This window comes from Streptomyces sp. NPDC006476 (assembly GCF_040612015.1).
Taxonomy (GTDB): Bacteria; Actinomycetota; Actinomycetes; order Streptomycetales; family Streptomycetaceae; genus Streptomyces; species Streptomyces griseorubiginosus_B.
Map to the genome: position 1 here is coordinate 75,988 of NZ_JBEXPK010000030.1, position 20,800 is coordinate 96,787.

20 protein-coding genes and 1 pseudogene are annotated in these 20,800 nt (G+C 69.3%); 10 read left to right on the top strand and 11 right to left on the bottom strand.

Annotation, left to right across the window (positions count from 1 at the left end):
• The first annotated feature begins 87 nt into the window (after positions 1 to 87).
• Entirely contained in the window at positions 88 to 471 is a 384-nt protein-coding gene (locus tag ABZZ74_RS30290; protein WP_356770267.1) for an LD-carboxypeptidase, read from the top strand.
• A 16-nt stretch (positions 472 to 487) separates the two neighbouring features.
• The gene (locus tag ABZZ74_RS30295) at positions 488 to 736 is read left to right on the top strand and encodes a VOC family protein (protein ID WP_356770269.1); all 249 of its coding nucleotides are present in this window, start codon (positions 488 to 490) and stop codon (positions 734 to 736) included.
• A gap of 32 nt (positions 737 to 768) precedes the next feature.
• On the opposite strand, the gene ABZZ74_RS30300 is transcribed toward ABZZ74_RS30295, so the two are convergent.
• Entirely contained in the window at positions 769 to 1,701 is a 933-nt protein-coding gene (locus ABZZ74_RS30300; RefSeq protein WP_356770271.1) for a LysR family transcriptional regulator, read from the bottom strand.
• 70 nt (positions 1,702 to 1,771) lie between these two features.
• On the opposite strand from ABZZ74_RS30300, the gene ABZZ74_RS30305 reads away from it, so the two are divergent.
• Positions 1,772 to 2,659 (top strand): SDR family NAD(P)-dependent oxidoreductase, encoded by an 888-nt coding sequence (locus tag ABZZ74_RS30305; RefSeq protein WP_356770273.1) that lies wholly within the window; start codon positions 1,772 to 1,774, stop codon positions 2,657 to 2,659.
• A gap of 73 nt (positions 2,660 to 2,732) precedes the next feature.
• Positions 2,733 to 3,662: an SDR family NAD(P)-dependent oxidoreductase gene (locus ABZZ74_RS30310; RefSeq protein ID WP_356770275.1), complete on the top strand. Its 930-nt coding sequence runs from the start codon at positions 2,733 to 2,735 to the stop codon at positions 3,660 to 3,662.
• Between the two features lie 176 nt (positions 3,663 to 3,838).
• Here the strand turns inward: ABZZ74_RS30310 and ABZZ74_RS30315 are convergent, their stop codons facing one another.
• Entirely contained in the window at positions 3,839 to 4,150 is a 312-nt protein-coding gene (locus tag ABZZ74_RS30315; protein WP_356770277.1) for a hypothetical protein, read from the bottom strand.
• A gap of 369 nt (positions 4,151 to 4,519) precedes the next feature.
• Positions 4,520 to 4,810, bottom strand: a pseudogene (locus ABZZ74_RS30320) (NAD-dependent DNA ligase LigA); the annotation flags it as partial.
• Between the two features lie 296 nt (positions 4,811 to 5,106).
• Between ABZZ74_RS30320 and ABZZ74_RS30325 the strand changes: the two are divergent.
• Positions 5,107 to 6,042, top strand: a complete 936-nt coding sequence (locus ABZZ74_RS30325) for a GrpB family protein (protein WP_356770279.1) — start codon at positions 5,107 to 5,109, stop codon at positions 6,040 to 6,042.
• 181 nt (positions 6,043 to 6,223) lie between these two features.
• On the opposite strand, the gene ABZZ74_RS30330 is transcribed toward ABZZ74_RS30325, so the two are convergent.
• Positions 6,224 to 6,979 (bottom strand): DeoR/GlpR family DNA-binding transcription regulator, encoded by a 756-nt coding sequence (locus ABZZ74_RS30330; protein WP_356770281.1) that lies wholly within the window; start codon positions 6,977 to 6,979, stop codon positions 6,224 to 6,226.
• Between the two features lie 249 nt (positions 6,980 to 7,228).
• On the opposite strand from ABZZ74_RS30330, the gene ABZZ74_RS30335 reads away from it, so the two are divergent.
• From ABZZ74_RS30335 to ABZZ74_RS30350, 4 genes are all read left to right on the top strand, one after another.
• Entirely contained in the window at positions 7,229 to 8,296 is a 1,068-nt protein-coding gene (locus ABZZ74_RS30335) for a 2-keto-3-deoxygluconate permease (RefSeq protein WP_356770283.1), read from the top strand.
• A gap of 44 nt (positions 8,297 to 8,340) precedes the next feature.
• Positions 8,341 to 9,606 (top strand): RuBisCO large subunit C-terminal-like domain-containing protein, encoded by a 1,266-nt coding sequence (locus tag ABZZ74_RS30340; protein ID WP_356770285.1) that lies wholly within the window; start codon positions 8,341 to 8,343, stop codon positions 9,604 to 9,606.
• 1 nt (position 9,607) lies between these two features.
• Complete coding sequence (locus ABZZ74_RS30345; RefSeq protein ID WP_356770287.1) at positions 9,608 to 10,915, top strand: four-carbon acid sugar kinase family protein; 1,308 nt, start codon at positions 9,608 to 9,610, stop codon at positions 10,913 to 10,915.
• A 62-nt stretch (positions 10,916 to 10,977) separates the two neighbouring features.
• The gene (locus ABZZ74_RS30350) at positions 10,978 to 12,021 is read left to right on the top strand and encodes an alcohol dehydrogenase catalytic domain-containing protein (RefSeq protein ID WP_356770289.1); all 1,044 of its coding nucleotides are present in this window, start codon (positions 10,978 to 10,980) and stop codon (positions 12,019 to 12,021) included.
• Positions 12,022 to 12,420: 399 nt separating this feature from the next.
• Here the strand turns inward: ABZZ74_RS30350 and ABZZ74_RS30355 are convergent, their stop codons facing one another.
• The 4 genes from ABZZ74_RS30355 to ABZZ74_RS30370 all read right to left on the bottom strand — a co-directional run bounded on the left by ABZZ74_RS30355 (position 12,421) and on the right by ABZZ74_RS30370 (position 16,596).
• Positions 12,421 to 12,972 carry a TetR/AcrR family transcriptional regulator gene (locus tag ABZZ74_RS30355; protein WP_356770291.1) on the bottom strand — a complete coding sequence of 184 codons (552 nt, stop codon included), beginning with the start codon at positions 12,970 to 12,972 and terminating at the stop codon, positions 12,421 to 12,423.
• Between the two features lie 211 nt (positions 12,973 to 13,183).
• Positions 13,184 to 14,659, bottom strand: a complete 1,476-nt coding sequence (locus tag ABZZ74_RS30360; RefSeq protein WP_356770293.1) for an AMP-binding protein — start codon at positions 14,657 to 14,659, stop codon at positions 13,184 to 13,186.
• 37 nt (positions 14,660 to 14,696) lie between these two features.
• Complete coding sequence (locus ABZZ74_RS30365; protein WP_356770295.1) at positions 14,697 to 15,620, bottom strand: alpha/beta fold hydrolase; 924 nt, start codon at positions 15,618 to 15,620, stop codon at positions 14,697 to 14,699.
• A gap of 7 nt (positions 15,621 to 15,627) precedes the next feature.
• Positions 15,628 to 16,596: an enoyl-CoA hydratase/isomerase family protein gene (locus ABZZ74_RS30370; RefSeq protein ID WP_356770297.1), complete on the bottom strand. Its 969-nt coding sequence runs from the start codon at positions 16,594 to 16,596 to the stop codon at positions 15,628 to 15,630.
• A 265-nt stretch (positions 16,597 to 16,861) separates the two neighbouring features.
• Between ABZZ74_RS30370 and ABZZ74_RS30375 the strand changes: the two genes are divergently transcribed.
• On the top strand, positions 16,862 to 17,545 hold the full coding sequence (locus ABZZ74_RS30375; protein ID WP_356770299.1) for a WHG domain-containing protein: 684 nt from the start codon (positions 16,862 to 16,864) through the stop codon (positions 17,543 to 17,545).
• Between the two features lie 39 nt (positions 17,546 to 17,584).
• On the opposite strand, the gene ABZZ74_RS30380 is transcribed toward ABZZ74_RS30375, so the two are convergent.
• The 3 genes from ABZZ74_RS30380 to ABZZ74_RS30390 all read right to left on the bottom strand — a co-directional run bounded on the left by ABZZ74_RS30380 (position 17,585) and on the right by ABZZ74_RS30390 (position 20,744).
• Positions 17,585 to 18,481 (bottom strand): short-chain dehydrogenase/reductase, encoded by an 897-nt coding sequence (locus tag ABZZ74_RS30380; RefSeq protein WP_356770301.1) that lies wholly within the window; start codon positions 18,479 to 18,481, stop codon positions 17,585 to 17,587.
• Positions 18,482 to 18,865: 384 nt separating this feature from the next.
• Positions 18,866 to 19,360, bottom strand: coding sequence for a MarR family transcriptional regulator (locus ABZZ74_RS30385; RefSeq protein WP_356770303.1), 495 nt, complete (start codon positions 19,358 to 19,360; stop codon positions 18,866 to 18,868).
• A 148-nt stretch (positions 19,361 to 19,508) separates the two neighbouring features.
• Positions 19,509 to 20,744 carry an acyl-CoA dehydrogenase family protein gene (locus ABZZ74_RS30390; RefSeq protein WP_356770305.1) on the bottom strand — a complete coding sequence of 412 codons (1,236 nt, stop codon included), beginning with the start codon at positions 20,742 to 20,744 and terminating at the stop codon, positions 19,509 to 19,511.
• Positions 20,745 to 20,800 lie beyond the last annotated feature (56 nt).

Here is a 20,800-nt window from a genome sequence, read left to right on the forward strand (position 1 = left end):
ACGTACCGGCCACCCGGTGGTCGTCACCGCTCCCTCGAGTCGGGGGAGGAGCCACTGCTGGCCCGCGGTGTGGCGATCCTCGAGCGGATGGGTTTCCGGGTGCGGGTCAGCCCCATGGTCGACCCGGCGCGGCATCGCTGGTGGGCGTCGGGCACGCCGGCGGAGCAGGCCGGCGAACTCAATGCCCTGCTCAGGGATCCGGAAGTGCGGGCCGTGATCACGCACACCGGTGGTCAGGCCACCATCGGCTACCTCGACCTGATCGACCTGGACGCGACCCGGGCCGATCCGAAACCGATCATCGGCTACAGCGACATCTCGGTGCTGCGCATAGTGCTGTACGCCAAGACCGGCTTCGTCGGCTTCCACGCCGACATCGTCACCCACGGGTTCGGCAGCGACTGGTACACGCTGGGCGAAGAGGGCCTGGAGATGCCCGAAGCGGGAGGCCGAACCGCCGTTATGAAGTGATCCGGAGGGTCTGCGGGTGGAGTTCGTCGAGCGGTCCGGCTCACACCCCGTTTCGCATCCCGACGCCTTCGCTGCCACTGCCATGCAGACCTTCACTCACCTGGCGCTTCAAGTCCCGGATCTCGATGGCGCGTTCGCCCGTCTGACGCAGAACTGCGGTGCTGATGTGGTGTCGCCTCCGGCGCCCGGCGCTAGTGAAGCCATGCGGTACGCGTACGTCGCCGACCCGGAGGCCAATCTGCTGGAGTTGATCGAGGCGGCATGAGCAGGGCCGGCCCGGGCCTCGCTCCACGGGGGTCATGCGGAGGGGGGAGGCATGTGGGCGTCGAGTGCCGCGGCGCGGAGAACGGTCGCCACGCGTGTCATGGCCGGGGAAGGCGGGGCGGGAAGGCGGGCCAGGAGCAGGCGCCGCTGTTCTTGCGGGCCGCCGCGGACGGGGAGGACACACACCCCGGGTGGTACGGCGGAGACGAGCGAGGCGGGGAGGGTGGTCAGTCCGCATCCTGCGGCGACGAGACGGAGTTTGGCCAGCCAGTCGCGGGCGGTGTGGGCGATCTCGGGGCGCTCGTCCAGGCCCGGCCACACGCCCATCAGGCGGTCCTCTCCTGATGAGGACCCGGCGATCCAGCGCTGCCCCCGTAGATCGGCCACGTCGACGTATTCGCCGCGGGCCAGGGGATGGGCGGCGGGCAGTGCGAGACACAGTGGGCGTTCGGTGAGTGTCTGCAGTGCCAGCGGGGGCGACTCGGTGTCCGGCGCCCGGAAGGGCGGTGCCGAGGCGAGCAGGGCCAGATCCAGGCTTCCCGCCCGCAGTGCGCGCACCAGGGCCGGGGTGCCGCCTTCGCGGCCGACGACTTCGAGTCCCGGGTCGCTCTCGCGCAGTGCGCAAAGGGCTCGGGGCAGGAGTACGGCGCCTGCGCTGGGCACCCACCCCAGTCGGACCGTTCCGGTCTGTTCCGGCAGGCCGGACAGGTCCCTGGCGGTCGCGGCGATCTCGTCCAGCACGACCGTGGCCCGGCGCATGACGACCTGGCCCGCCGGGGTGAGCCGGGCTCCGTCGCGCCGCCGTTCCAGCAGTTCGGTGCCTGCCGCTCGTTCGATGGCGGCGATCTGCCGGGACACCGCGGACTGGGTGTAGCCGAGCGAGGCCGCGGCCGCGGTGAAGGTTCCCTGCTCGGCCACGGCGCGCAGGACGCGCAGTGCGGTCAGTGACACATCAGTGAAGTCCATGATGTTTACGCATACTAGCTGTGCCGAACTTTCGTTGGACGCATGGACCGGCGGTTTCTAGCGTGGACGCATGACCACTTCACGCATCGCCCTCGTCACGGGCGCCAACCAGGGGCTCGGCCGGGCTTTCGCCGAAGGGCTGGCGGCGCGCATGGATCCGCAGGATCTGGTTCTGCTCACCGGCCGCAGTCCGCAGCGCGTGGGGGACGCCGCCCGGGAAGTCACCGAGCTGTCCGCCACCCGCGCCCGTGTCGAGGGCCGGGTCCTGGACGTCACGGACACCGACGCCATCGCACGTCTCGCCGAGGAATTGCGGGCCCAGCACGGCGGGGTGGACGTCGTCATCTCCAACGCGGTCGCCCGTCTGCTGCCCGAGGAGTCACAGGCCGAGCGGGCCGACGAGTTCATCGACGTCTCCAACACCGCCACGCACGCGATCCTGCGCACCTTCGGTCCCGTGCTGCGCCCCGGTGGACGGCTGCTCGTGGTGGCCAGCAGCCTGGGCACGCTCGGGCACCTCGACGCCCGGCTGCACCACTTGTTCGACGGGGCGAGCCTGGACCAGGTCGAGTACGCGGTGGAGTCGTGGCGCAGTGCCATCCACCACAACACCGCGCAGGAGGCAGGCTGGCCGCGGTGGCTGAATGTGCCTTCGAAGGTGGCCCAGGTCGCCGCCGTGCGGGCCGTCGCTGCCGAACGCCGTGCCCGGGACCTCTCCGACGGCACGCTCGTGGCGGCCGTGTGCCCCGGCATGGTCGACACGGCGACCTCGCGCCCGTGGTTCAGCGACTACAGCCAGGCCCAGTCTCCCGCCCGGGCCGCCGAGGCCGTCCTCGATCTGGTCTTCGCCGAGCATGTCGATCCCGCGCTGTACGGCGAGTTGGTGCGCTTCGGCAAGGTCCTGCCCTGGCACGACGGCACGCCTCCCATGGAGCAGGACGGAATGCTCGTCCCCTGACCGCACCAGCCGCCGTCCGCCCGCAGCGCCCGTGGGCGCTTGACGAACGAGCCTTTCAGCAAGGAGTGCTCCCATGAGTGCCATCACCACACCGTTCGACTTCGCCAGCACCGCCGGTGAGGTCGTGTCAGGAATCGATCTCGCCGGCCGCCGTGCGGTGGTCACCGGCGCTTCCTCGGGCATCGGGGCGGAGACGGCCCGCGCCCTGGCGGCCACCGGTGCCACCGTCACCCTGGCCGTCCGGGACGTGACGGCGGGCGAACGCGTCGCCAAGGACATCACTCAGTCCACCGGCAACCAGGATGTGCGGGCCGTGCACCTCGACCTGACCGATCCCGCGTCCATCACGGCCTTCACCGCCGCCTGGCGGGGGCCGCTGCACATCCTGGTGAACAACGCGGGCGTCATGGCCTGCCCCGAGCAGTACACAAAGCAGGGCTGGGAGTGGCAGTTCGCCACCAACCACCTGGGGCATTTCGCCCTCGCCGCCGGCCTGCACGACGCGCTGGCCGCCGACGGCAACGCCCGTATCGTGGTGGTGAGTTCCACCGGCCACCAGCAGTCGCCGATCGTGTGGGACGACGTCAACTTCGCCTTCCGCCCCTACGACCCGTGGCTCGCCTACGGCCAGTCCAAGACCGCCAACGTCCTGTTCGCGGTGGAGGCGACCCGCCGCTGGGCCGACGACAACATCACCGCCAACGCCCTGATGCCCGGCGCCATCTACACCAACCTGCAACGGCACACCGGCGGCCGGGGCAGCGGCCGGGTCCCCGCCGAGCTGATCAAGACCGTCGAACAGGGCGCCGCCACATCGACGCTCCTCGCCACCTCGCCGCTGCTGGAAGGCGTCGGCGGCCGCTACTTCGTGGACTGCAACGAGACCGAGACCGTCGACCGCCGCTCCGGCACCCTGCACGGCGTCGCCCGCTACGCGCTCGACCCGGAGGGCGCGCGGCGCCTGTGGGACCTGTCGCAGGCCCTCCTCGCCGACGCCGCGTGACGCCCTCGCAACCCGGCTAGGGCGCGTATCGAGTCGTGATCAATCTGCGGGATTCACCGTCGCGCCGTCGCTTGATCGGCCAGCCTGTCCAACTCAGTGACCGGCTGGCGGGCGCGACGCACATCGCAAACGTCTGTGCGGCTGCCGACGCGGCTGGGGCACCCGAGTTGATCGGATCAGTCCTCCTCCGCGAACTCGGCGGCGTCGGGAAAGACGCGCGTGCTGATGTGTCCTGAGAGCCAGCCGACCAGGAACTCGACCGCGCCCACGGGATGCGCGTCGTAGTACCAGCCCCGCGGATTCCAGCAGACAACCGTCCACTCGTCCGGCTGCCCGTCAGTGAGCCAGCACACGCGGTCCCCGTTGTCGGTTCCCGCCCACGGCAGGAGTCCGCCCGGCTCCGGGTAGAAGGGGTACGGACAGGCGTCGGGCTTGCTGTCCCGGAAGTCGCGTTCCTGGCCCAGCAGCCGTTTTGCCGGGCCGACCAACAGGTCGCGCCCGCCAAAGGGCGTAAGTGGCGTCAAGAACTCGGCGAAGTGGTATGCCCCGTAGGCTCCGACCAGCTTGCTTGAAGTCAGAGGGTACTTCCACGCCGAGTGCTGCCTCCACCTCGTCCCAGTCTCCGTTTGCCCACAGTGGTTGCGGCGGCGGAGGGATGAGGCGAGTGAGGTCGTCGAACGCGGTCATGGGGTTGAGCTTAGGGGTGGTCGTCGTGACTGAAGCTGCCGCCCTTGCCGAGAACGCCAGTCGTGATCGATCTGCGGGTTTCGCGCTCGCGATGGATCACGGATCGTTCCGCGTGACGCGAGTTCAACTGACTGTTCCTGAGTGGGAGTACATCGAGCCGCACCTGCCGAGGCGGTGAACTCTTCCGGTGAGAACACGTTGTCCAGGCTCAGCATGGCCACCGTGTGGAGGACATCGCCCTCCAGGGCACCACCGGCGACCTTCCCCGTCGGAGACTCGGGCAGCACCTGGTCAGGATGGTCGGCCTCCCACGCGGCGATGCCGCGCACCAGCCGGTCGTAGGCGTCATCGTCCAGGGACGACGTCCCGCCCGTGTAGTAGGCGGCCGACGCCTTCACCGCGTCCTCGACTGCCTGCGCGTATGCGGCGGAATCCGTGATCACAGCTGCTGGTGTTGTCATGCCCGTCATCCTGCACACCGGCACTGACAATGCCCGACGCCGCAGAACGCAACAACGGCCGCGAGGAGGGGGCGAAGGCCATACCGCGCCCAGCCGCACCTTTCAGTCCGGCCATGCGCGCACAGCGCCCTGGGGTGACCCCACCGATGAGGTAGCGCGGCGCGTATACCATGCGGGATACTGCGGGTATGGCTGAAACCACTGAGCCTTTTTCCAACCTCGCATGGTGAGAGCGGGCGTGGTGGCTGGGCGGAACTCGGTGGACATCGCAGCGTGCGTTGACCAGGATGACGGCCGTGGCAGAGCCCAGCGGCATCCACGTAGCCGACTATGACCCGAGCTGGCCCCGGCAGGCCGCTATCGCCATCGATGCTCTACGGGCAGCGGCACCTGGGCTGTTCGTAAGGATTGAGCACATCGGGTCGACCGCTGTCCCCGGACTGGCGGCCAAGCCCGTCATCGACCTGATGGCCGCCGTCCACGATCTCACACACGCCGCACCTCACCAGGCGGCGCTCACCGGCCTCGGCTTCCACCCACACGACAACGGGATGAATGACCGGCTGCTGTACGTCCGCGCAGATAACGCGGTCCGCAGCCATATCCTGCACGTGGTGACCCTGGAGAGTTGGCCTACCCGGAACCAGAGGATCTTCCGGGACTATCTGCGCGCCCACCCCGCGGACGCGATCCGATACGCACAGCTCAATGGGCAATCGTCGCTGCTGGTACGGGACCGGGTCAGTATGCACGAGCCAAAACGGCGCTGGTCCAGGAACTTACCGACCGTGCTCGCGCTCAACTCGGCCTGCCTTCGGTACCCGTGTGGGAGAAGCAGTGAGTCTCCGCCAAGGTGTCGAGCGGGGACACGCGTATCTGGGTGGATGCGGGCAGCGGGACGCTCGGCCCGCTCCAGTGTCATGTGCGGCTTCATCGAAGCTGGAAGCATGATCATCCCTGATGTCTCCGTCTCGCCACGCTTCCTCACCCAGGACGACCGCATCGCCATCGCCGACGGCCCGCGTACCGGGAAGCCGCCCGCGAGACACAGGTACTCGACGCCGTCCAGCAGCCCGTACACCAGCCCCACGAACCGGTCGTCCCCGCGTACGCGCCGGCCGTCGTCCTATGCTGGCGGGGAGATCACGATGGGCTGTGTGGTGGCCATGGCTCCAGCGTGCGGCGCAGAGGGCCCGCGCGCATGTGGGGCAGTGTGGGTGTTTGTAGACTGATGTGGGATCGCAATGACGGCGTCAGGAAACGATGCTCTGACCTGTCGGGTCCTTGTCTTTCTTACGCTGGTGGCCACGCCCCTGTCTCAATGCGTGGCCATTTCCTCGCTTCGGTTCAGGGTGTCCTGGCACGCCCCCGCTGGCGAAGACCTTCCCTATGAGTCCGCCCTCGGTTCGAGCGCTACGGAGCGACAACGACCTCCGCAAATGCGGAGCGCAGCGCAGGGGGAGGCGTCTGGTCGGTGACGAGGACATCGATGACCGACAGGTCGCCGAGGGCCATCGCCTTCTTACGGTCGAACTTGGTGTGGTCGGCAGCGACAACGACCCGGTCCGCGAGATCGAGAAGTGTGCGGCGCACCTCGACCTCGGCGGGGTCGAAGTAGGTGATCCCGCGGTCGACGGACAGTCCGCCGCAGCCGAGGATCATCAGGTCCAGATGGATCTGCGGCCTTTCCTGAGCGGCCGTGGAGGCGACCAGGCTCAGTTCGGGTGTCATGAGTCCGCCCAGGACGAGGACCCGGCTCCTCGTGTCGCGCAGTGCGAACGCCGCGTGGATCGAGTTGGTGATCACGGTCAGATCGTCCCGGACGGCGAGTTCCGCGGCTACGGCGGTACAGGTGGTGCCGGTGTCGACGCCCACCGAGGCACCCGGCTTGACCAGGTCCGCCACGGCCCGCGCGATTCTCGACTTCTCCGACGTCATCGTCGAGGACCGGGACCCGTAGGCGGGTGCCCGGCGTGGCACCGCGCCGCCATGGACCCGGTCCAGCAGCCCTGCCTGATCGAGCTCGGCCAGGTCGCGGCGGATCGTCATGCCGGACACGCCGAAGCGCTCCGCGAGCGTGTTGACCTCGACCTGCCGGGATTCCTGCAAGGCACTGAGGATGGCTCGCTGTCGGGAGTTGCGCACGGGTTCCATCTCGTCTTGAGCCACGCTCATCACGCTATCCGGCCGCCTGCCCTGGGGTTCAACCAGGGGTGACCCGTTACTGCCACCCCGTCGGTGCGGTGTTCATGTAAACATTACAGCGACTCGTTCGAGCTGCCGGGACGCCTGCTCACGCGGGTGGTTCGGCTCGATACGGAAACCTTCAGTGGCGAGAAGCCATTGACCCGCCCTCTTCCTGCGGCTACCTTCCGAGTCACCCAATGTTCATTCGAACATCGTCGTTCGGAGGTCCCCATGGCTGTGCCCATCAAAGCCGGCATTGAGAAGGTGCCTGGTGGGCTGATGCTCGTCCCGATGCTCGTCGGAGCCGTGGTGCACACGGCGGCGCCGGGCTCCGGAGAGTTCTTCGGCTCCTTCACCGGAGCCCTGTACACGGGCCTGCCCGCGATCCTGGCCGTCTTCTACGTGTGTCTGGGCGCGACCCTGGACGTGAAGGCGACGCCCTACATCGCAAAGAAGGGCGGTGTGCTGCTGGGGACCAAGGTCGTGTTCGCGTTGGTCGTCGGTATCGTTCTGGGGAAGTTGCTCGGCGAATCGCCGGTCAGCGGCGGGGCCTTCGCGGGGTTGTCGACGCTGGCAGTCGTGGCGGCGCTGAACGACACCAACGGTGGCCTCTACATGTCGCTGATGGCCCAGTTCGGACGCAAGCGCGACGTCGGCGCCTACAGCGTCATGAGCCTGGAGTCCGGGCCCTTCCTCACCATGGTCACGCTCGGCGCCGCCGGGCTTTCCGCCTTTCCCTGGCAGACCCTGGTCGGGGCGATCCTGCCCTTGGTGCTCGGGATGCTCCTGGGCAATCTCGATCCCGAGATGCGGCGGTTCCTGGCCCCTGCCGTGCCGGCGATCGTGCCGTTCCTCGGGCTGTCACTGGGGCTGACGCTCAACCTGACCGCTGTCTGGAAGGCCGGGCTGCTGGGGATCGGGCTGGGGCTGTTCGTGGTGCTGGTCGGCGGGGCGGTTCTGCTGCTGGCCGACAAGGCGAGTGGTGGCGACGGCATCGCGGGCCTGGCAGCGGCGACCACCGCCGGCAACGCGGCCGTAGTCCCCTCAATCGTGGCGGCAGCCAATCCCGTCTACGCGCCGGCCGCCGAGTACGCGACCGTGCTCGTGGCCTCGTCGGTGGTGGTGACGTCGATCCTGTGTCCCCTGATCACCGTCTTCTGGGCACGCCGGATCCTGAAGCAGCCCTCGGCCGCCGACGGACTCGGCGATGCGACAGCCGACGGCGACGGGCCGTCCTCCGCCCCGCACCACGTGCCCGGCGGGAGCAGAGAAGCTGCCGCACAGCACGACGGCACCTGAGACGAACGACCCCCACACCACCGTCGTCGAGAAACGGAGAGCACATGCGTGACCAGCGGGCCGTGCGCTGCACCTACTACCTGGAATCGGAGAGCGATCCGGAACAGGCTGCCGCGGCGATGGCCGGGGAGCAGTCCAGTGGCACCTTCGTCGCTGTGCCCGGCGAGTCCCCCCGCATCCGAGAACGGCATGCAGCGCAGGTCGTCAGCGTGCGGGACCTGGGCACGCGCACCCCGTCGCTGCCGTCGCGGTCCCGCCCCGAGACGGTGCGGGCCGCTGTTGTGGTGGTCGAGTTCCCGATGGAGAACATCGGGACCGACCTGGCGACCCTGCAGACCACGATCGCAGGCAACCTCTTCGAGCTGGGTGAGCTGTTCGCCTGCCGCCTGCAGGACATCGAGCTGCCGGAGGAGCTCGTTGCCGCTCACCCGGGCCCCGCGTTCGGCATCCCCGGCACCCGCAGGCTGATGGGAGGTGCCGAGGGCGTCATGATCGGCACCATCATCAAACCGAACGTCGGTCTGGACGAGAGCGAGTTCCGCCTGGCCGTACGGGAGCTGGCCAGGGCGTCGGTCGACCTGATCAAGGACGACGAGCTGATGACCGATCCGTCGTACCTCCCGCTGGAGCGCCGGGTCGCTGTGGCCAACGAAGAGATCCGGGAGGCCGAGCAGATCACCGGCCACCCCGTCATGTACGCCTTCAACATCACGGGGGACCTCGCCGGGCTCCGCCGGCGACACGACATGGTGGTCGGGGCGGGCGGCCGGTGCGTGATGCTCAACGTCCCCGTCATGGGACTGCCCGCACTGGCCTGGCTGCGGGAGTTCTCCGAAGTCCCCGTGCACGGACACCGCGCCGGTCTGGCCGCATCGATGCGCTCACCGGCGCTGGGGATGTCGTACCGGGTGTGGCAGCAGCTGGCCCGCCTGGCGGGAGCAGACCATCTGCATGTCAGCGGTCTCGGCAGCAAGTTCTACGAGACCGACGAGGAGGTCGCGGCCCACGTCCGCAGCCTGCTCGAACCCCTGGGCAAGACCCTGAGTCCGGTACCGACCCTGTCGTCCGGCCAGAACGTCACCACCCCGGCGCCGACCTTCACCGCGGTCGGCTCGACCGACCTTCTGATGCTCGCGGGCGGCGGCGTGGCCGCGCATCCCGACGGACCGGCGGCCGGCGTGCGCAGTCTCCGGGCCGCCTGGGCGGCTGCCGTCGACGGTGTTCCCCTGGAGGTGGCGGCACACGCGGCGGCCGATGCAGGCGACCCGGCGCTGCTGCACGCCGGGCGCACGTTCGGAGGTGTGGCCTGACATGACGTACGTCAGTTTCGTGGCCGACGACCTGACCGGTGCCAGCGATGTCCTCGCACAGGCCCACCGGCACGGTCTCGACGCCGTGCTCGTCATCGGGGACGGAAACCGGCCGCTCCCCACCGACTGCGATGTCGTCGGGATCGCCGGACCATCGCGTTCGCTCGGCGGAGCCGCCTTCGACGAGCTGGTGCGCGCACAGCTGGAACGCATCGCCACTGCCGATGCGCAGGTGCTTATCTACAAGGTCTGCTCCACCTTCGACAGCGCCCCCGCACGCGGCAGCATCGGCAGAGGCATCGAGCTGCTGCACGAGCGCTTCCCCCGCCACGGCCCGGTCGCGGTCGCACCGGCACAGCCGGGATTCGGCCGGTACACCGCCTTCAGCAACCACTTCGCCGGCTATTCCGGGGACGCCTACCGCCTTGACCGGCATCCCGTCATGGCGCAGCATCCGTCGACCCCGATGCACGAGGCTGACCTGCGGCAGGTGATCGCCGAGCAGCTGCGTACCGGCGAGGTCCCCGGAGCCATCCACCTCCCCGCCTACGCCGATGGGTCCTTCGGCGAGCAGTGGACGAGGCTCCGCCGGTCCGGCCGGGCCGCCGTCGTCGTGGACGCCGTGGAGGACGGTCACCTCGACACCCTCGCGCTGGCACTGCGAGAGGACGACACCCGGCAGGGCCCGGCGATCGTGGTCGGCTCCGGCGGTGTCATGGCCGCCCTCGCCCGCACCGCCAACAAGCGGTCCGACGTGGCCGATCACGACGCCCAGCCCGCCTCCGGGCCGGTGCTGGCCGTCAGCGCGTCGGCCTCCAGCACGACGGACGCACAGATCGCCGACGCCGTCGGGCACGGCTGGGCAGAGCTGGCCGTGCCCACGCAGTTGCTCAACGGACAGGACCCCTCTCTGCTGGACGATCTGGAAGACCGCTCGGCCGCCATGCTCGCGGCCGGACGGAACGTCATCGTGCACACCACGCGCGGCACCCAGGACCCCCGCTACGCCGCAGCCGGTCCTCTCGACGCCGCCCATGTGGGCGGACTCCTGGGCACCCTGGCCGGGAACATGGCCGTCAAGGGCCTCACCCGGGACGTCGCCGTACTCGGCGGCGACACCTCCAGCCACGCACTGCTGACCATGGGGGTGAGCGAGCTGCGCGTCGCCACCCAGTTCGTCACGGCCGCCCCCGTCTGCCGCACCGACAGCGAAGCCGCCGTGGCCGGCTGCCGGCTGCTGCTCAAGGGCGGACAGGTCGGTCCGGTCGATGTCCTCGAACGCTTCGCGCAGCCGCATCCCGCCGACTGACCACCGTCCGTCCGGGCCACCAGTCATCCCGCCACGTACGAGACACGAAGGAGTGTGCATTCATGAGGGCAGTCGTCAAAGCAGTCGCGGACAGGGGAGTCGAGTACGTCGCCGATGCGCCCGAGCCGAAGGCCGGCGACGGCGCGGTCGTAGTGGAGATCGCGGCGGCCTCGTTGTGCGGCACCGACCGCGAATGCTACGAGTGGTCGCCGGCGGCCCGGGCGTTCAACCTGGGGCTGCCCGTCGTACTCGGTCATGAAGCGGCGGGCACCGTCGTCGAGGTGGGCGCCGGTGTGGAGAACCTGCGCGTCGGTGACCGCGTCGCTCTGGAAAGCCACCTGGCGTGCGGCCAGTGCTTCGCATGCCGGACCGGGGACGCACACACCTGCGAGCGCACGCAGATCCTGGGCATGCACTTCGACGGGGTCTTCGCCGAACGCGTCGCCGTGCCCCACCGCATCTGTGTCCCCCTTCCCGACAGCGTGCCCTTGGAGACCGGCGCACTGCTGGAATCGGCCGGCGTCGCGGTACACGCCATTCAGCGAGCCGGCTACTCGGTAGCCGGCCGAGGCGTTCTGGTCAGCGGCGCCGGGCCGGTGGGCATGGTCGTCGCGCGACTGGCATCCCTCATGGGCGCCGCCTACGTGATCGTGATCGAGCCGAATCCGTTCCGCCGCGCCGAAGCCGAACAGCTCGGAGTGATCACGATGGAGCCCGGAGAGGGGGTCGCCGAGCGCAGCCGCGAACTCAGCGGCCACCGCGGCGGGGCCGATGTCGCCTTCGAATGCTCGGGAGCGGCCGCCGCACTCCCGTCCCTCTTCGACGCCGTGCGCCGAGAAGGAACGGTCGTGACCGTGGGACACCCGGGCCGACCAGTGCCGATCGACGTTGCTGCCCAGATCAACAAGCGGGGCATCACACTGCGGGGCATCTTCGGCCGCCGCCTGTGGGAAACCTGGGAGCAGACGCTGCTCCTGCTGAACTCCGGGCGCCTGGACCTGGACTGGCTCATCACGCACCGACTGCAACTCAGCCAGGTCGACCAGGCGATCGATCTGCTCACCGGCGACGCCTGCAAGGTGCTGTTGGTACCAGGGCTGGGCTGACGCTCTGGGCTGCCTGTGAATCCGGGTAGAGACCTCCTTTGGGTAACTGTCCCGCAGTCGGTGAAAGCGGTGGATGACCCGGCTGATCGAGGAGTTGGTGATCCACGTTTGGGCCGAAGGACCGCAGCTGACCGGCGCAGGTGGGGACAGCGCTCGAATTCCTCGAACGACAGTGAGCGTGGAGTGCCGTTGACGCCCGGGCCGAGGAGGCTGCCTCAGAGCCGTGATGCCTCTGGCCGAGCGGCTCGGGCGGCCCGGTCGGGGTTGCTGACCCGCTTGCTTCCTGAAAGTTGGGCGATGGCCAGGCCGGTGTCCGGGCCGCCATACGCGATGTGTGTTTCCGGCTGGCGAAGCCCCCGGCGACTGTGCGAGGGCCGGAGCCGTCCTCCTCGGTGCACCTCAGCGCATGAAGGTGAGGGTGTTCTCAATGCCCTCCTCGAGGACCTCGTCGGCGAACTTCCGGCCGGAGAGGGCGCGGGACAGCTGCAACGTCTCCACCAACATGGTGTAGGGCCCGGTGGCCTTCCCACGAGCGGACGGGGAGTCCTCAGGTGACGGGCGGGCGGCGATCTCGTCCAAAATGTCCCGCGCGCCGGTGTAGGCCTGCTTGGTCTGGCCCGCGCAGCGGTCGATCTCGTCGAACAGCGCGGCGGAGGGCCATCCGGTGCCCGGGTGGTCCCGGTGCGCAGGCGACAGGTGCTCGCGGACGAGGTCCTCGAGTACAGCGCGGCCGGGCCGCAGCGTGCCGTAGCTCGCGACCTGCGTGCGCACGTGGTCGGCCATGACGTGGGCGACGAGGTCGTCCGTGGAGGCGAAGTGCGCGTAGAAGGCTCCGTTGGTGAGCCCGGCGTCCGACATCAGCGTGGAGATGCCCGAGCCGTCTATGCCGTCCTGCTTGAACCGTATCGTCGCTGAGGTTCCGCACGGTCTGCGGCCTGGGAGCGAGCGCACCGGTCAGGCTGGGCGGCGACGGCCCTCAGCGTCGCCGCCCAGTCAGCCAAGGGTCTGCGCCGCCGTTGCGAGCAACTCCGCGGATGTCCCTGGCAGGCGGGGCGGTGGCGAAGCTCGCGCAGTTCCGGGGGAGCCCGGAACTGCCACTCGGCCCCCTGGCACGGAGCTGAGGGCCGCCGCCGGAGACAGCCCACAGCGCCATCCATGGAGGTCAGGTCCGCGCAGAGACCCCAGTGTGGGCAGCGCGCAGCGAGACCTTGTCGATCTTGCCGACCGCGTTCTTCGCTATGGCTTCCACCACGAAGAACGCGGTCGGGCGCTTGAAGCCGGTGAGGCTGCGTGCGCAGAGGGACTGCAGTGCCGAGGGATCGACAGTCGAACCCGGTCGGGGCTGGACGTAGGCGACGACGACTTCTCCCCATTTGTCGTCGGGGACGCCGATCACGGCGGCCTCGAGCACCGACGGGTCACCGACGAGGACGTCCTCGATCTCCTTGGGGTAGATGTTCTCCCCGCCACGGATGATCATGTCTTTCGAACGTCCGACCAGGGTCAGGTATCCGTCGGCGTCGAGTCGGCCCACGTCGCCGGTGTGGAGCCAGCGGTCGACGATGACCTTGGCTGTCTCCTCCGGGCGACCGAGATAGCCCCGCATGACGTTGGGGCCCCGCACGACAACCTCTCCCTCCACGCCCGTCGGCACCTCGCTGCGGTCGGCGTCGACGATCCGGATCTCCTGGCCGGGGAAGGGCAGTCCCACGGTTCCGGCGCGTCGAGGGCCTGCGACAGGATTGATGGTGGAGCCGCAGGTTCCCTCGGACAGCCCGTACCCCTCGACGAGCGGAAACCCGTAACGCGCCTCGAACCGGGTCAGCAGCTCGGCGGAGGCGGGTGCAGCGCCGCAGACTCCGAAGCGCAGGGACGAAGTGTCGGGGCGGACCGTGTCCGGGAGCGCCGCGAGCATGCTGTAGATCGTCGGCACGGCGCTGAAGAAGGTGGGGCGCTCGCGCTCGACGACGTCGAAGAAGGTCTCGGGATGGAACCGGTCGGCGATGGTGACGCTCGCGTCCGCCAGCAACGGGATGAGGGTGCTGACCACGATGCCGTTGACGTGGAAGAGCGGCAGGATCAGCAGGCACCGGTCGGCCGGACCGACCTCCAGCGCCCGACGCCCCATGTCCGCCATGGCGTCGATGTTGGCGTGGTCGAGCATCACCCCTTTGGGAACCCCGGTCGTGCCGCTGGTGTAGATGAGCAGGGCCAGCGCGGACGGGTCCGCAAGGGGTGCTTCATCCGGCTCCGCCGCTGCGTCGTCGCGCAGTTCGCCGACGGCGAGGACGGCAGTCCCGTTCGCCACGGCGGTCTCACCGTCCTCGCTCACCAGGAGGCGTGCGCCGGAGTCTGTGAGCTGTCGGGCCACTTCGACGTCGGTCATGCTCGGGTTGACCGGCGTGATGGTGGCGCCGAGCCGCCAGGCGGCGAACAGCAGGAGCACGAACTCGACGCGATTGGTGAGCTTGAGGGCCACGACGTCGCCGGGGCCGATCCCGAGGTCCTGCAGGTGATGTGCCGCCGCCTGGACGCGACGCAGCAACTGGACGTTGGTGAGGGCCTGACGTCCGTCCGAGACCGCGGCCCCATCAGGGTCGAGGGCCGCGCGGCGGTCGGGCAGAGATGCGAAATTCATGGCGAGGGCGTACCTGTCTGGGTGTGATGCGATCCGGTCACGCAGCTGACGCGGCGGCTGCCGGAGTCAGCTGGCGGGTGAGGAACTCGATCTGGTCGCGCACCAGTACTTCGAAGGTCTCGCCGGTGTAGAAGTCGAAGTGGCCGGCGTCGTACCTCTTGATCTCTCCCTTGGGTGCGGTGCGCGCGTAGCGGAGAGTCTGGGCGGGAGGCGTGACGGAGTCGGTGTCGCTGACGCAGAAGAGGATCGGGATGGTGATCTTCTTGGCCGCGCGCCCGGGCCGGTAGGTGAGGATGGTCGGGATGACCCTCGCCGCCACCTCGTTGCGGAATGTCGTTCCCGTAGGCTGGAGCGCCTGGTATCCGGGCAGGGCGTCCGGGGCGTTCATGAGGGCCGGTGTGCCGGGGGCGGCGGCGATCGGCACCATCACGGGCGGCTTTCCGCGGCCTCTGGCTGCCAGATCGCGGGCTACCACGGGGAGGACCTTGAGCGAGGCGACAGGGCCCAGCGCGAGCGCGGAGGCGAGACCGTCGGTGAAGGGGCACTGGGACACGGCCGCGCGCAGTTCGGGGTGGCGTGAGGCGACGGTGATGGCATGGCCGCCGCCGAACGAGCTGCCCCATACGGCGATGCGTGTGCGGTCGACGTCCGTGCGGGCCTTGACGTAGGCGATGGCGGCGTCCCAGTCGGTGAGCTGACGCTTGATCGACAGGAGTTGGCGAGGGTGGCCGCCGCTGTCGCCGAAGTGCCGGTAGGTGAAGGCCACCGCGGCGATGCCGGCCTGTGCGAAGCGCTCGGCGAAGGCGTCCAGGCGCATCTCGCGGACGGCGCCGAGGCCGTGCCCGAGGATGACGACGGGCGGAGACGTGACGCCCGTGGGGAGGTAGAGCCAACCGGCGCAGGTGCTGTCGCCGGAAGGGAACGTGATGTCGTGACGGGTGAAGGACTGCCGAGTGGTCATCGTCGGTTCACCGCCCGCTCGTCGAGCGACGGCCCGGCACGCTGCCCGACGCGAGGGCCCGAGCGTAGGTGCCCGGTGTGTAGAGCGGGAGTTCGCCAGTGGCGTCGGTAGTGGCCTGGTAGTCGAGCATCAGCCCCTGGCCTTCCTTCGACATGACCTGGGCGAAGAACTCGGCGCGTTCGACGTGCAGTCCGTCCTCCAGTGACATCGAGCCGCCGAAGTACACAGACCTCTTGGCGGCCGCGACCGACCCCTTCGACCGCTTCCCGAAGTGCTCGGCGAGTTCGACCGCCTGCGCGACCACCTTGTCCTGCGCGACGACCTTGTCCACCGCCCCGTTGGCGAGAGCTTCCGCGGGCGTGAACGGCTTGCCTTCGAGGATCGCGGCCAGGGACCGGTGGGTGCCGATCAGGCGGGTCAGCCGCTGGGTGCCGCCACCGCCCGGGATGATGCCGAGGAGGATCTCCGGCTGGCCGATGAAGAAGTCCCCGTCGGCCATGACCCGCAGATCGCACGCCCAGGCGAACTCCGCGCCGAGGCCGAGAGCCGAACCGTTGAGGGCGGCGACGTAGAGCACGCCGCTGGCGTTCATCCGCAGGAAGGTCGTGTGCAGACGTTCCAGCTGGAGGGCTCCCCGCATCGGGGTCCTGCGCATCACGGGCCCGAGGAGGCGGGAGCGGTCCACGTGCTTCGCCATGCGTACGACGGCCGCGGCACCGCGTCGGCCGACCGTGGGGCTCGCGGCGCCCTCCTCCTGCAGCCACCGGACCGCGGCATGGCTGACGAACCGCTCGGGATGCGCCCCGGTGAAGACGACGGCACGGACGTTCGGATCGCGGTCGGCTCGGGCCACCAGCCTGTCCAGCTGCTGGGCGATGTCGAGGCCGAACTCCTGATGCGGGCCGCCGTCGACCCGGACGATCAGGACGGCCCCGCGATCTTCGATCGTCAGACGGCCCTTGTCTTTGTATGGCATGAGTTCTGCTCCCGTGCTGAGTTCATGGCGGGGGTGGGAAAGTGCGTCGGGACGGCCGCGGATGCGTGTCGCAGCGATGAGGTCGGGTTCGCCCCGACACGCTGTGCCCGCACGGGCGGCAGGAGACTGGACCAGCGCGTGACGACGTGTCCGAAGGCGGACGCGTGGATCGAAGGTGGCACGTCACGTGCGATGTGTACTATTGCCGTGAAGAATTACATAACCAAGTTATTTCTGGTGTGTCAACGGTGGAGGCGTACGGAACATGGCAGGGCGGGCGAGGCTCGAAGACGCACCGGAACGACTTGTGCAGGCGGCCATCGGCCTGCTGGCCGAGCAGGGTCCGTCGGCTGTGAAGGCGCGCACGGTGGCCTCCGCGAGCGGACTGTCGACGATGGTGGTCTACAGCCACTTCGGCGGGATCCCCGAGCTGATGAGCGCTGTCGCCGACCACGGCTTCAAGGAACTCGGCGCAGCGTTCGCCCGGGTACCGGTGACGGAGGACCCGATCGCGGATCTCTTCGCCATGGCCCTGACCTGCCGTCGGCAGGCCCGCGAGAACCCTCACCTCTACGACCTGATGTTCGGCCTGTCCACTCGGGCGACCTACCGGCCTCTGCCGGATACGGACCGCCGCCTGAGCGGGCACTCCCCGGCCTTTCGGGAAGCCCACGCCCATGTCACCGCGGCATGCGAACGGCTCCTGCGCTCCGGCAGGGTCGAGCGGCAGGAACCCGAAGCCATCGCCGCCCAGCTGTGGAGCTACGTGCACGGTTACATCACCCTCGAACTGGCTGAGCACTTCGTCGAGTTCGACGACGCCGTGGCGCAGGTGCTCCTGCCGATGGGCGTGACCTTCGCTGTCGGCCTGGGAGACGAGCGGGAACGCGCCGAGGCCTCCCACGAGACCGGCGCGCGCCTGTACGACTCGATCGCCCAAGGCCGCTGAGAGGCCTGGTCGTCGGGTGCTGCCCCGGTGCGCGGCCGGCTAGGACGCCCTGGTCTCCGCAGGAGGGGCATCTGTGCCAGGCGTGAGTTGGTCCTGCCTCCCCAGCGCCGCGACCTCCCGTTCGAGGGACGGCACCGCCCGGGCCGCGAAGCGCCTCGCCCAGGGCCAGGCCAGCGGTGAATTCAGCGCCGCCTTGGCCCAGTTGGCCACGACGACCGCACGCGGGACGTAGACGCGGGCGCGCCGGCGTACGAGTCCGTCGACGATCGCGGCGGCCGCCCGGTCGGAGCTCGTGGTGACATTGCCCGGATAGGGGAGTCGCGCGCGCAGGTCCTGGAACGAGGGGAGGTCCGCCTCGGCGCCTCGCACGAGGTCCGTGTCGATCCAGGAGGGGTGCACCACGCCGACCGTGACTCCGAGGTGGGCCACCTCCTGCCGGTAGGTCAGGGCGAGCAGCTCGGCCCCGGCCTTGCTCGCGCCGTAGGAGGCCATCGCGGCCAGCGGCATGAACGACAGCGCGGACGCCACGACCAGCACGTGGCCCCGGCTGCGCTCCAGGTGCGGCGTCGCGTACTTGAGGGTGCGGAACACACCGTTCAGGTTGATGTCCAGGACCCGCTCGAACGACGCCTCGTCCGTCTGCCGCACCGTCCCGTACGCCACGACGCCGGCATTGGCGACCACGAGGTCGATGCCGCCCATGGCCTCGGCGGCCTCGTCGATCGCCGCTCGTAGGCCGGTCCCGTCGCGCACATCGGCCTCACGCCACGAAGCGGCGGGACCCAGTTCGTCGGCGAGGGCGCGCAACCGATCGGCTTCGAGGCCGATCACGGTCACCCGGGCCCCTCGGGCGGCGGCCAGGCGGGCCACCTTCTCCCCGATGCCGCGTGCCGCACCGGTGACAACCAGCTTTCTGCCCAGCAAGTCACGTTTCATGGCGGCAACATAACTTCGTTATTGATGGAGCACAAGAGTCCGCGCACCTGACTGCTGCTCGGTCACCTACGCCCGGACCGGCCGCCGCCTTCGGCCTCGGCACTCTCAGGACAGGCGCGGTGCCGCCGAGGCCGGAGTACGCGAAGTCGCCGGGGTCCGCGGTCGGTGACGGCTGCATGGGCCTACGACGTGGCAACGGGGCGCTGAAGCCTGTGAGGTCGTCGCCGTCGAACGACCCGTAAGCGGGCAGACTGCCTCGCAGCCGCCGACGACCGCGAAGGCGAGCGGCCTCGAATCAGTGGACCGGGGCGGCTGACTGGCCATGCAGCCCGGCCGTAACAGCCGAGGCGTATCGCCCCGGACTGTCGAGATCTCCTACTGCTGTTAAGCCCTTTTCGCGCCGCTCTGCTCGCGGACGGCATCGAACATGGCGGTGAGAGCGGGACTCCCGGCGAGGCTGCCCAGCAGGGCGTGGAGCGAGTGCTGTTCAGTGGTGCCCAGGTCGGCGAGGATTTCGCTGTCGAGGCCGACGAGTGTGCGGTTGAGGTCGGCCAGGACCTTGCGCCCGTCGTCGGTGATGTCGACGGCGTACCGGCGTCGGTCCTGGGGATCGCGTGTCCGCTCGGCGTATCCGGCCCGCTCCAGGTCGTCGAGACTTGTCACCATCGTCGCCGGGTCGATGCGCAGGAACGAGCCGAGCGCCAGTTGCGGCATGGCGCCGTTGTCGGCCAAGGCCTGCAAGACGCTGTAGTGGCGCACTCGCAGGCCGGTACCGCTGAGGCCGTCTTCGGCGATCCTGAATGCCACCTGCCCGAGTTTGACCAGCAGGCAGATGGTGTGTTCGGCCACTGTCCCCGGTACCAGCGGAGCCTCGGACATCGTTTATCCCGCCTATGGTTAGCCCTGCGTATCGTCTGGCACCATCGTACGAGAAGGCTGAGATGGCCGGACCCTTGAGGTGACCGGACCGGGGCAGCGATCTCGGTGCGCCGAAGAGAGGCTCGCAGCGCAGGGATGCGCGGGGCCGTCAGCCGACGATGGTCCGGCCGAAGATCTGCCGGGCGATGACCCACTTCTGGATCTCGTTGGTGCCCTCGTATATCTCACCTATCTTGCTGTCCCGGTAGATCGCCTCGACAGGGCCGGGGCTGTTGTCGGCGCCCAGTTCGCGGGCGAAGCCGAGGCCTCCGAATGCCTGGACGGCGTCGCGTGCCATGTCCACCGACAACTTGGTGGCGTAGTACTTCGCCATCGCGGCCTCGGGTTCCGGGGACGGGTTGCCGGCGTCCAGGCGAAGGGCCGCCTTGGTGACGAGGGTGCGGGCGTTGTCGATCTCGGTGGCCCGCTCGGCGAGCAGGAACTGCCAGTGCTGGTTGGCGGCCACCTGCTTGCCGAAGGCGTGTCGCGTCGACAGGTGGGCCACGGCGTGGTCGAAGGCGGCCTGTGCCACGCCGACTCCGGCGGCCGCGATGCCGATCCGGCCGTAGGTCAGGGTGGACAGTGCGTGGCGCAGTCCGTGTCCTTCGGTGCCGCTGAGGAGGTCGTCGTCGGACAGGTGGACGTCCGTGAAGCGGATGTCCGCGGTGAGCTGGCCGCGGTTGCCCATCTTGCGGTCGGCAAGGCCGACGTGAACGCCCGGAAGCGTTGTGTCGACGATGAACATGCTCAGCCGCTCGCCGGTGCGGGCGAGAACCACCACGAAGGCGGCCACGGGAGAGTTGGAGATCCACCGCTTGTGGCCGTTCAGCACCCAACCGGTCTCGGTGCGTACGGCCTCGGTCCGGACGGCCTGCGGAGACAGGTCGCTGGAGGCGTCCGGCTCGGTGGTGGCGAACGCGCCGACCACCGAGCCCTTGGCGACCTTGGGCAGCCAGCGCTGCTGCTGCTGCTGCTGCTCCTCGGTGCCCTGCCGCAGGGCGTTGCCCGCCAGGATGCAGTGCACGTCGAAGACGGCCGCGACGCTGCTGGAGTAGTAGGCCAGTTCCTCGATCGTCGCGGCGGTGGCGGTCGCCGGGTGGGTCAGACCGTCGCCGCCGACCTCGCCGGGGAAGGGGATCCGGAAGACCCCCGCCGATGCGAGCGCGTCGAACACCTGCCGGGGGAAGCCGTCGGTGCGCTCGTCGCCGTTCGCGATCGCCGCGGCGTGCGGAGCCACTTCTTGCTCCGCGATCCGGCGCACCGCGGCGCGTACGGACTGGGTCTCCTTGGGGGCGAGGAGCTCGTGGTAGAGCCGGTCGCTCTGGCGTGCGGGAGTGGAAGTCATGCGCGGACCATATCATTCGTACTGCTTATGATTAGTTCATCAATCGATTGTGGAGG

What these genes read in the sequence shown, in the direction of transcription:
- ABZZ74_RS30290 (WP_356770267.1), top strand. Translation starts at nt 88, where the DNA reads ATGGGTTTCCGGGTGCGGGTCAGCCCCATGGTCGACCCGGCGCGGCAT.
- ABZZ74_RS30300 (WP_356770271.1), bottom strand. Translation starts at nt 1,701, where the DNA reads ATGGACTTCACTGATGTGTCACTGACCGCACTGCGCGTCCTGCGCGCC.
- ABZZ74_RS30305 (WP_356770273.1), top strand. Translation starts at nt 1,772, where the DNA reads ATGACCACTTCACGCATCGCCCTCGTCACGGGCGCCAACCAGGGGCTC.
- ABZZ74_RS30310 (WP_356770275.1), top strand. Translation starts at nt 2,733, where the DNA reads ATGAGTGCCATCACCACACCGTTCGACTTCGCCAGCACCGCCGGTGAG.
- ABZZ74_RS30335 (WP_356770283.1), top strand. Translation starts at nt 7,229, where the DNA reads ATGGCTGTGCCCATCAAAGCCGGCATTGAGAAGGTGCCTGGTGGGCTG.
- ABZZ74_RS30340 (WP_356770285.1), top strand. Translation starts at nt 8,341, where the DNA reads ATGCGTGACCAGCGGGCCGTGCGCTGCACCTACTACCTGGAATCGGAG.
- ABZZ74_RS30345 (WP_356770287.1), top strand. Translation starts at nt 9,608, where the DNA reads ATGACGTACGTCAGTTTCGTGGCCGACGACCTGACCGGTGCCAGCGAT.
- ABZZ74_RS30350 (WP_356770289.1), top strand. Translation starts at nt 10,978, where the DNA reads ATGAGGGCAGTCGTCAAAGCAGTCGCGGACAGGGGAGTCGAGTACGTC.
- ABZZ74_RS30360 (WP_356770293.1), bottom strand. Translation starts at nt 14,659, where the DNA reads ATGAATTTCGCATCTCTGCCCGACCGCCGCGCGGCCCTCGACCCTGAT.
- ABZZ74_RS30365 (WP_356770295.1), bottom strand. Translation starts at nt 15,620, where the DNA reads ATGACCACTCGGCAGTCCTTCACCCGTCACGACATCACGTTCCCTTCC.
- ABZZ74_RS30370 (WP_356770297.1), bottom strand. Translation starts at nt 16,596, where the DNA reads ATGCCATACAAAGACAAGGGCCGTCTGACGATCGAAGATCGCGGGGCC.
- ABZZ74_RS30375 (WP_356770299.1), top strand. Translation starts at nt 16,862, where the DNA reads ATGGCAGGGCGGGCGAGGCTCGAAGACGCACCGGAACGACTTGTGCAG.
- ABZZ74_RS30380 (WP_356770301.1), bottom strand. Translation starts at nt 18,481, where the DNA reads ATGAAACGTGACTTGCTGGGCAGAAAGCTGGTTGTCACCGGTGCGGCA.
- ABZZ74_RS30385 (WP_356770303.1), bottom strand. Translation starts at nt 19,360, where the DNA reads ATGTCCGAGGCTCCGCTGGTACCGGGGACAGTGGCCGAACACACCATC.
- ABZZ74_RS30390 (WP_356770305.1), bottom strand. Translation starts at nt 20,744, where the DNA reads ATGACTTCCACTCCCGCACGCCAGAGCGACCGGCTCTACCACGAGCTC.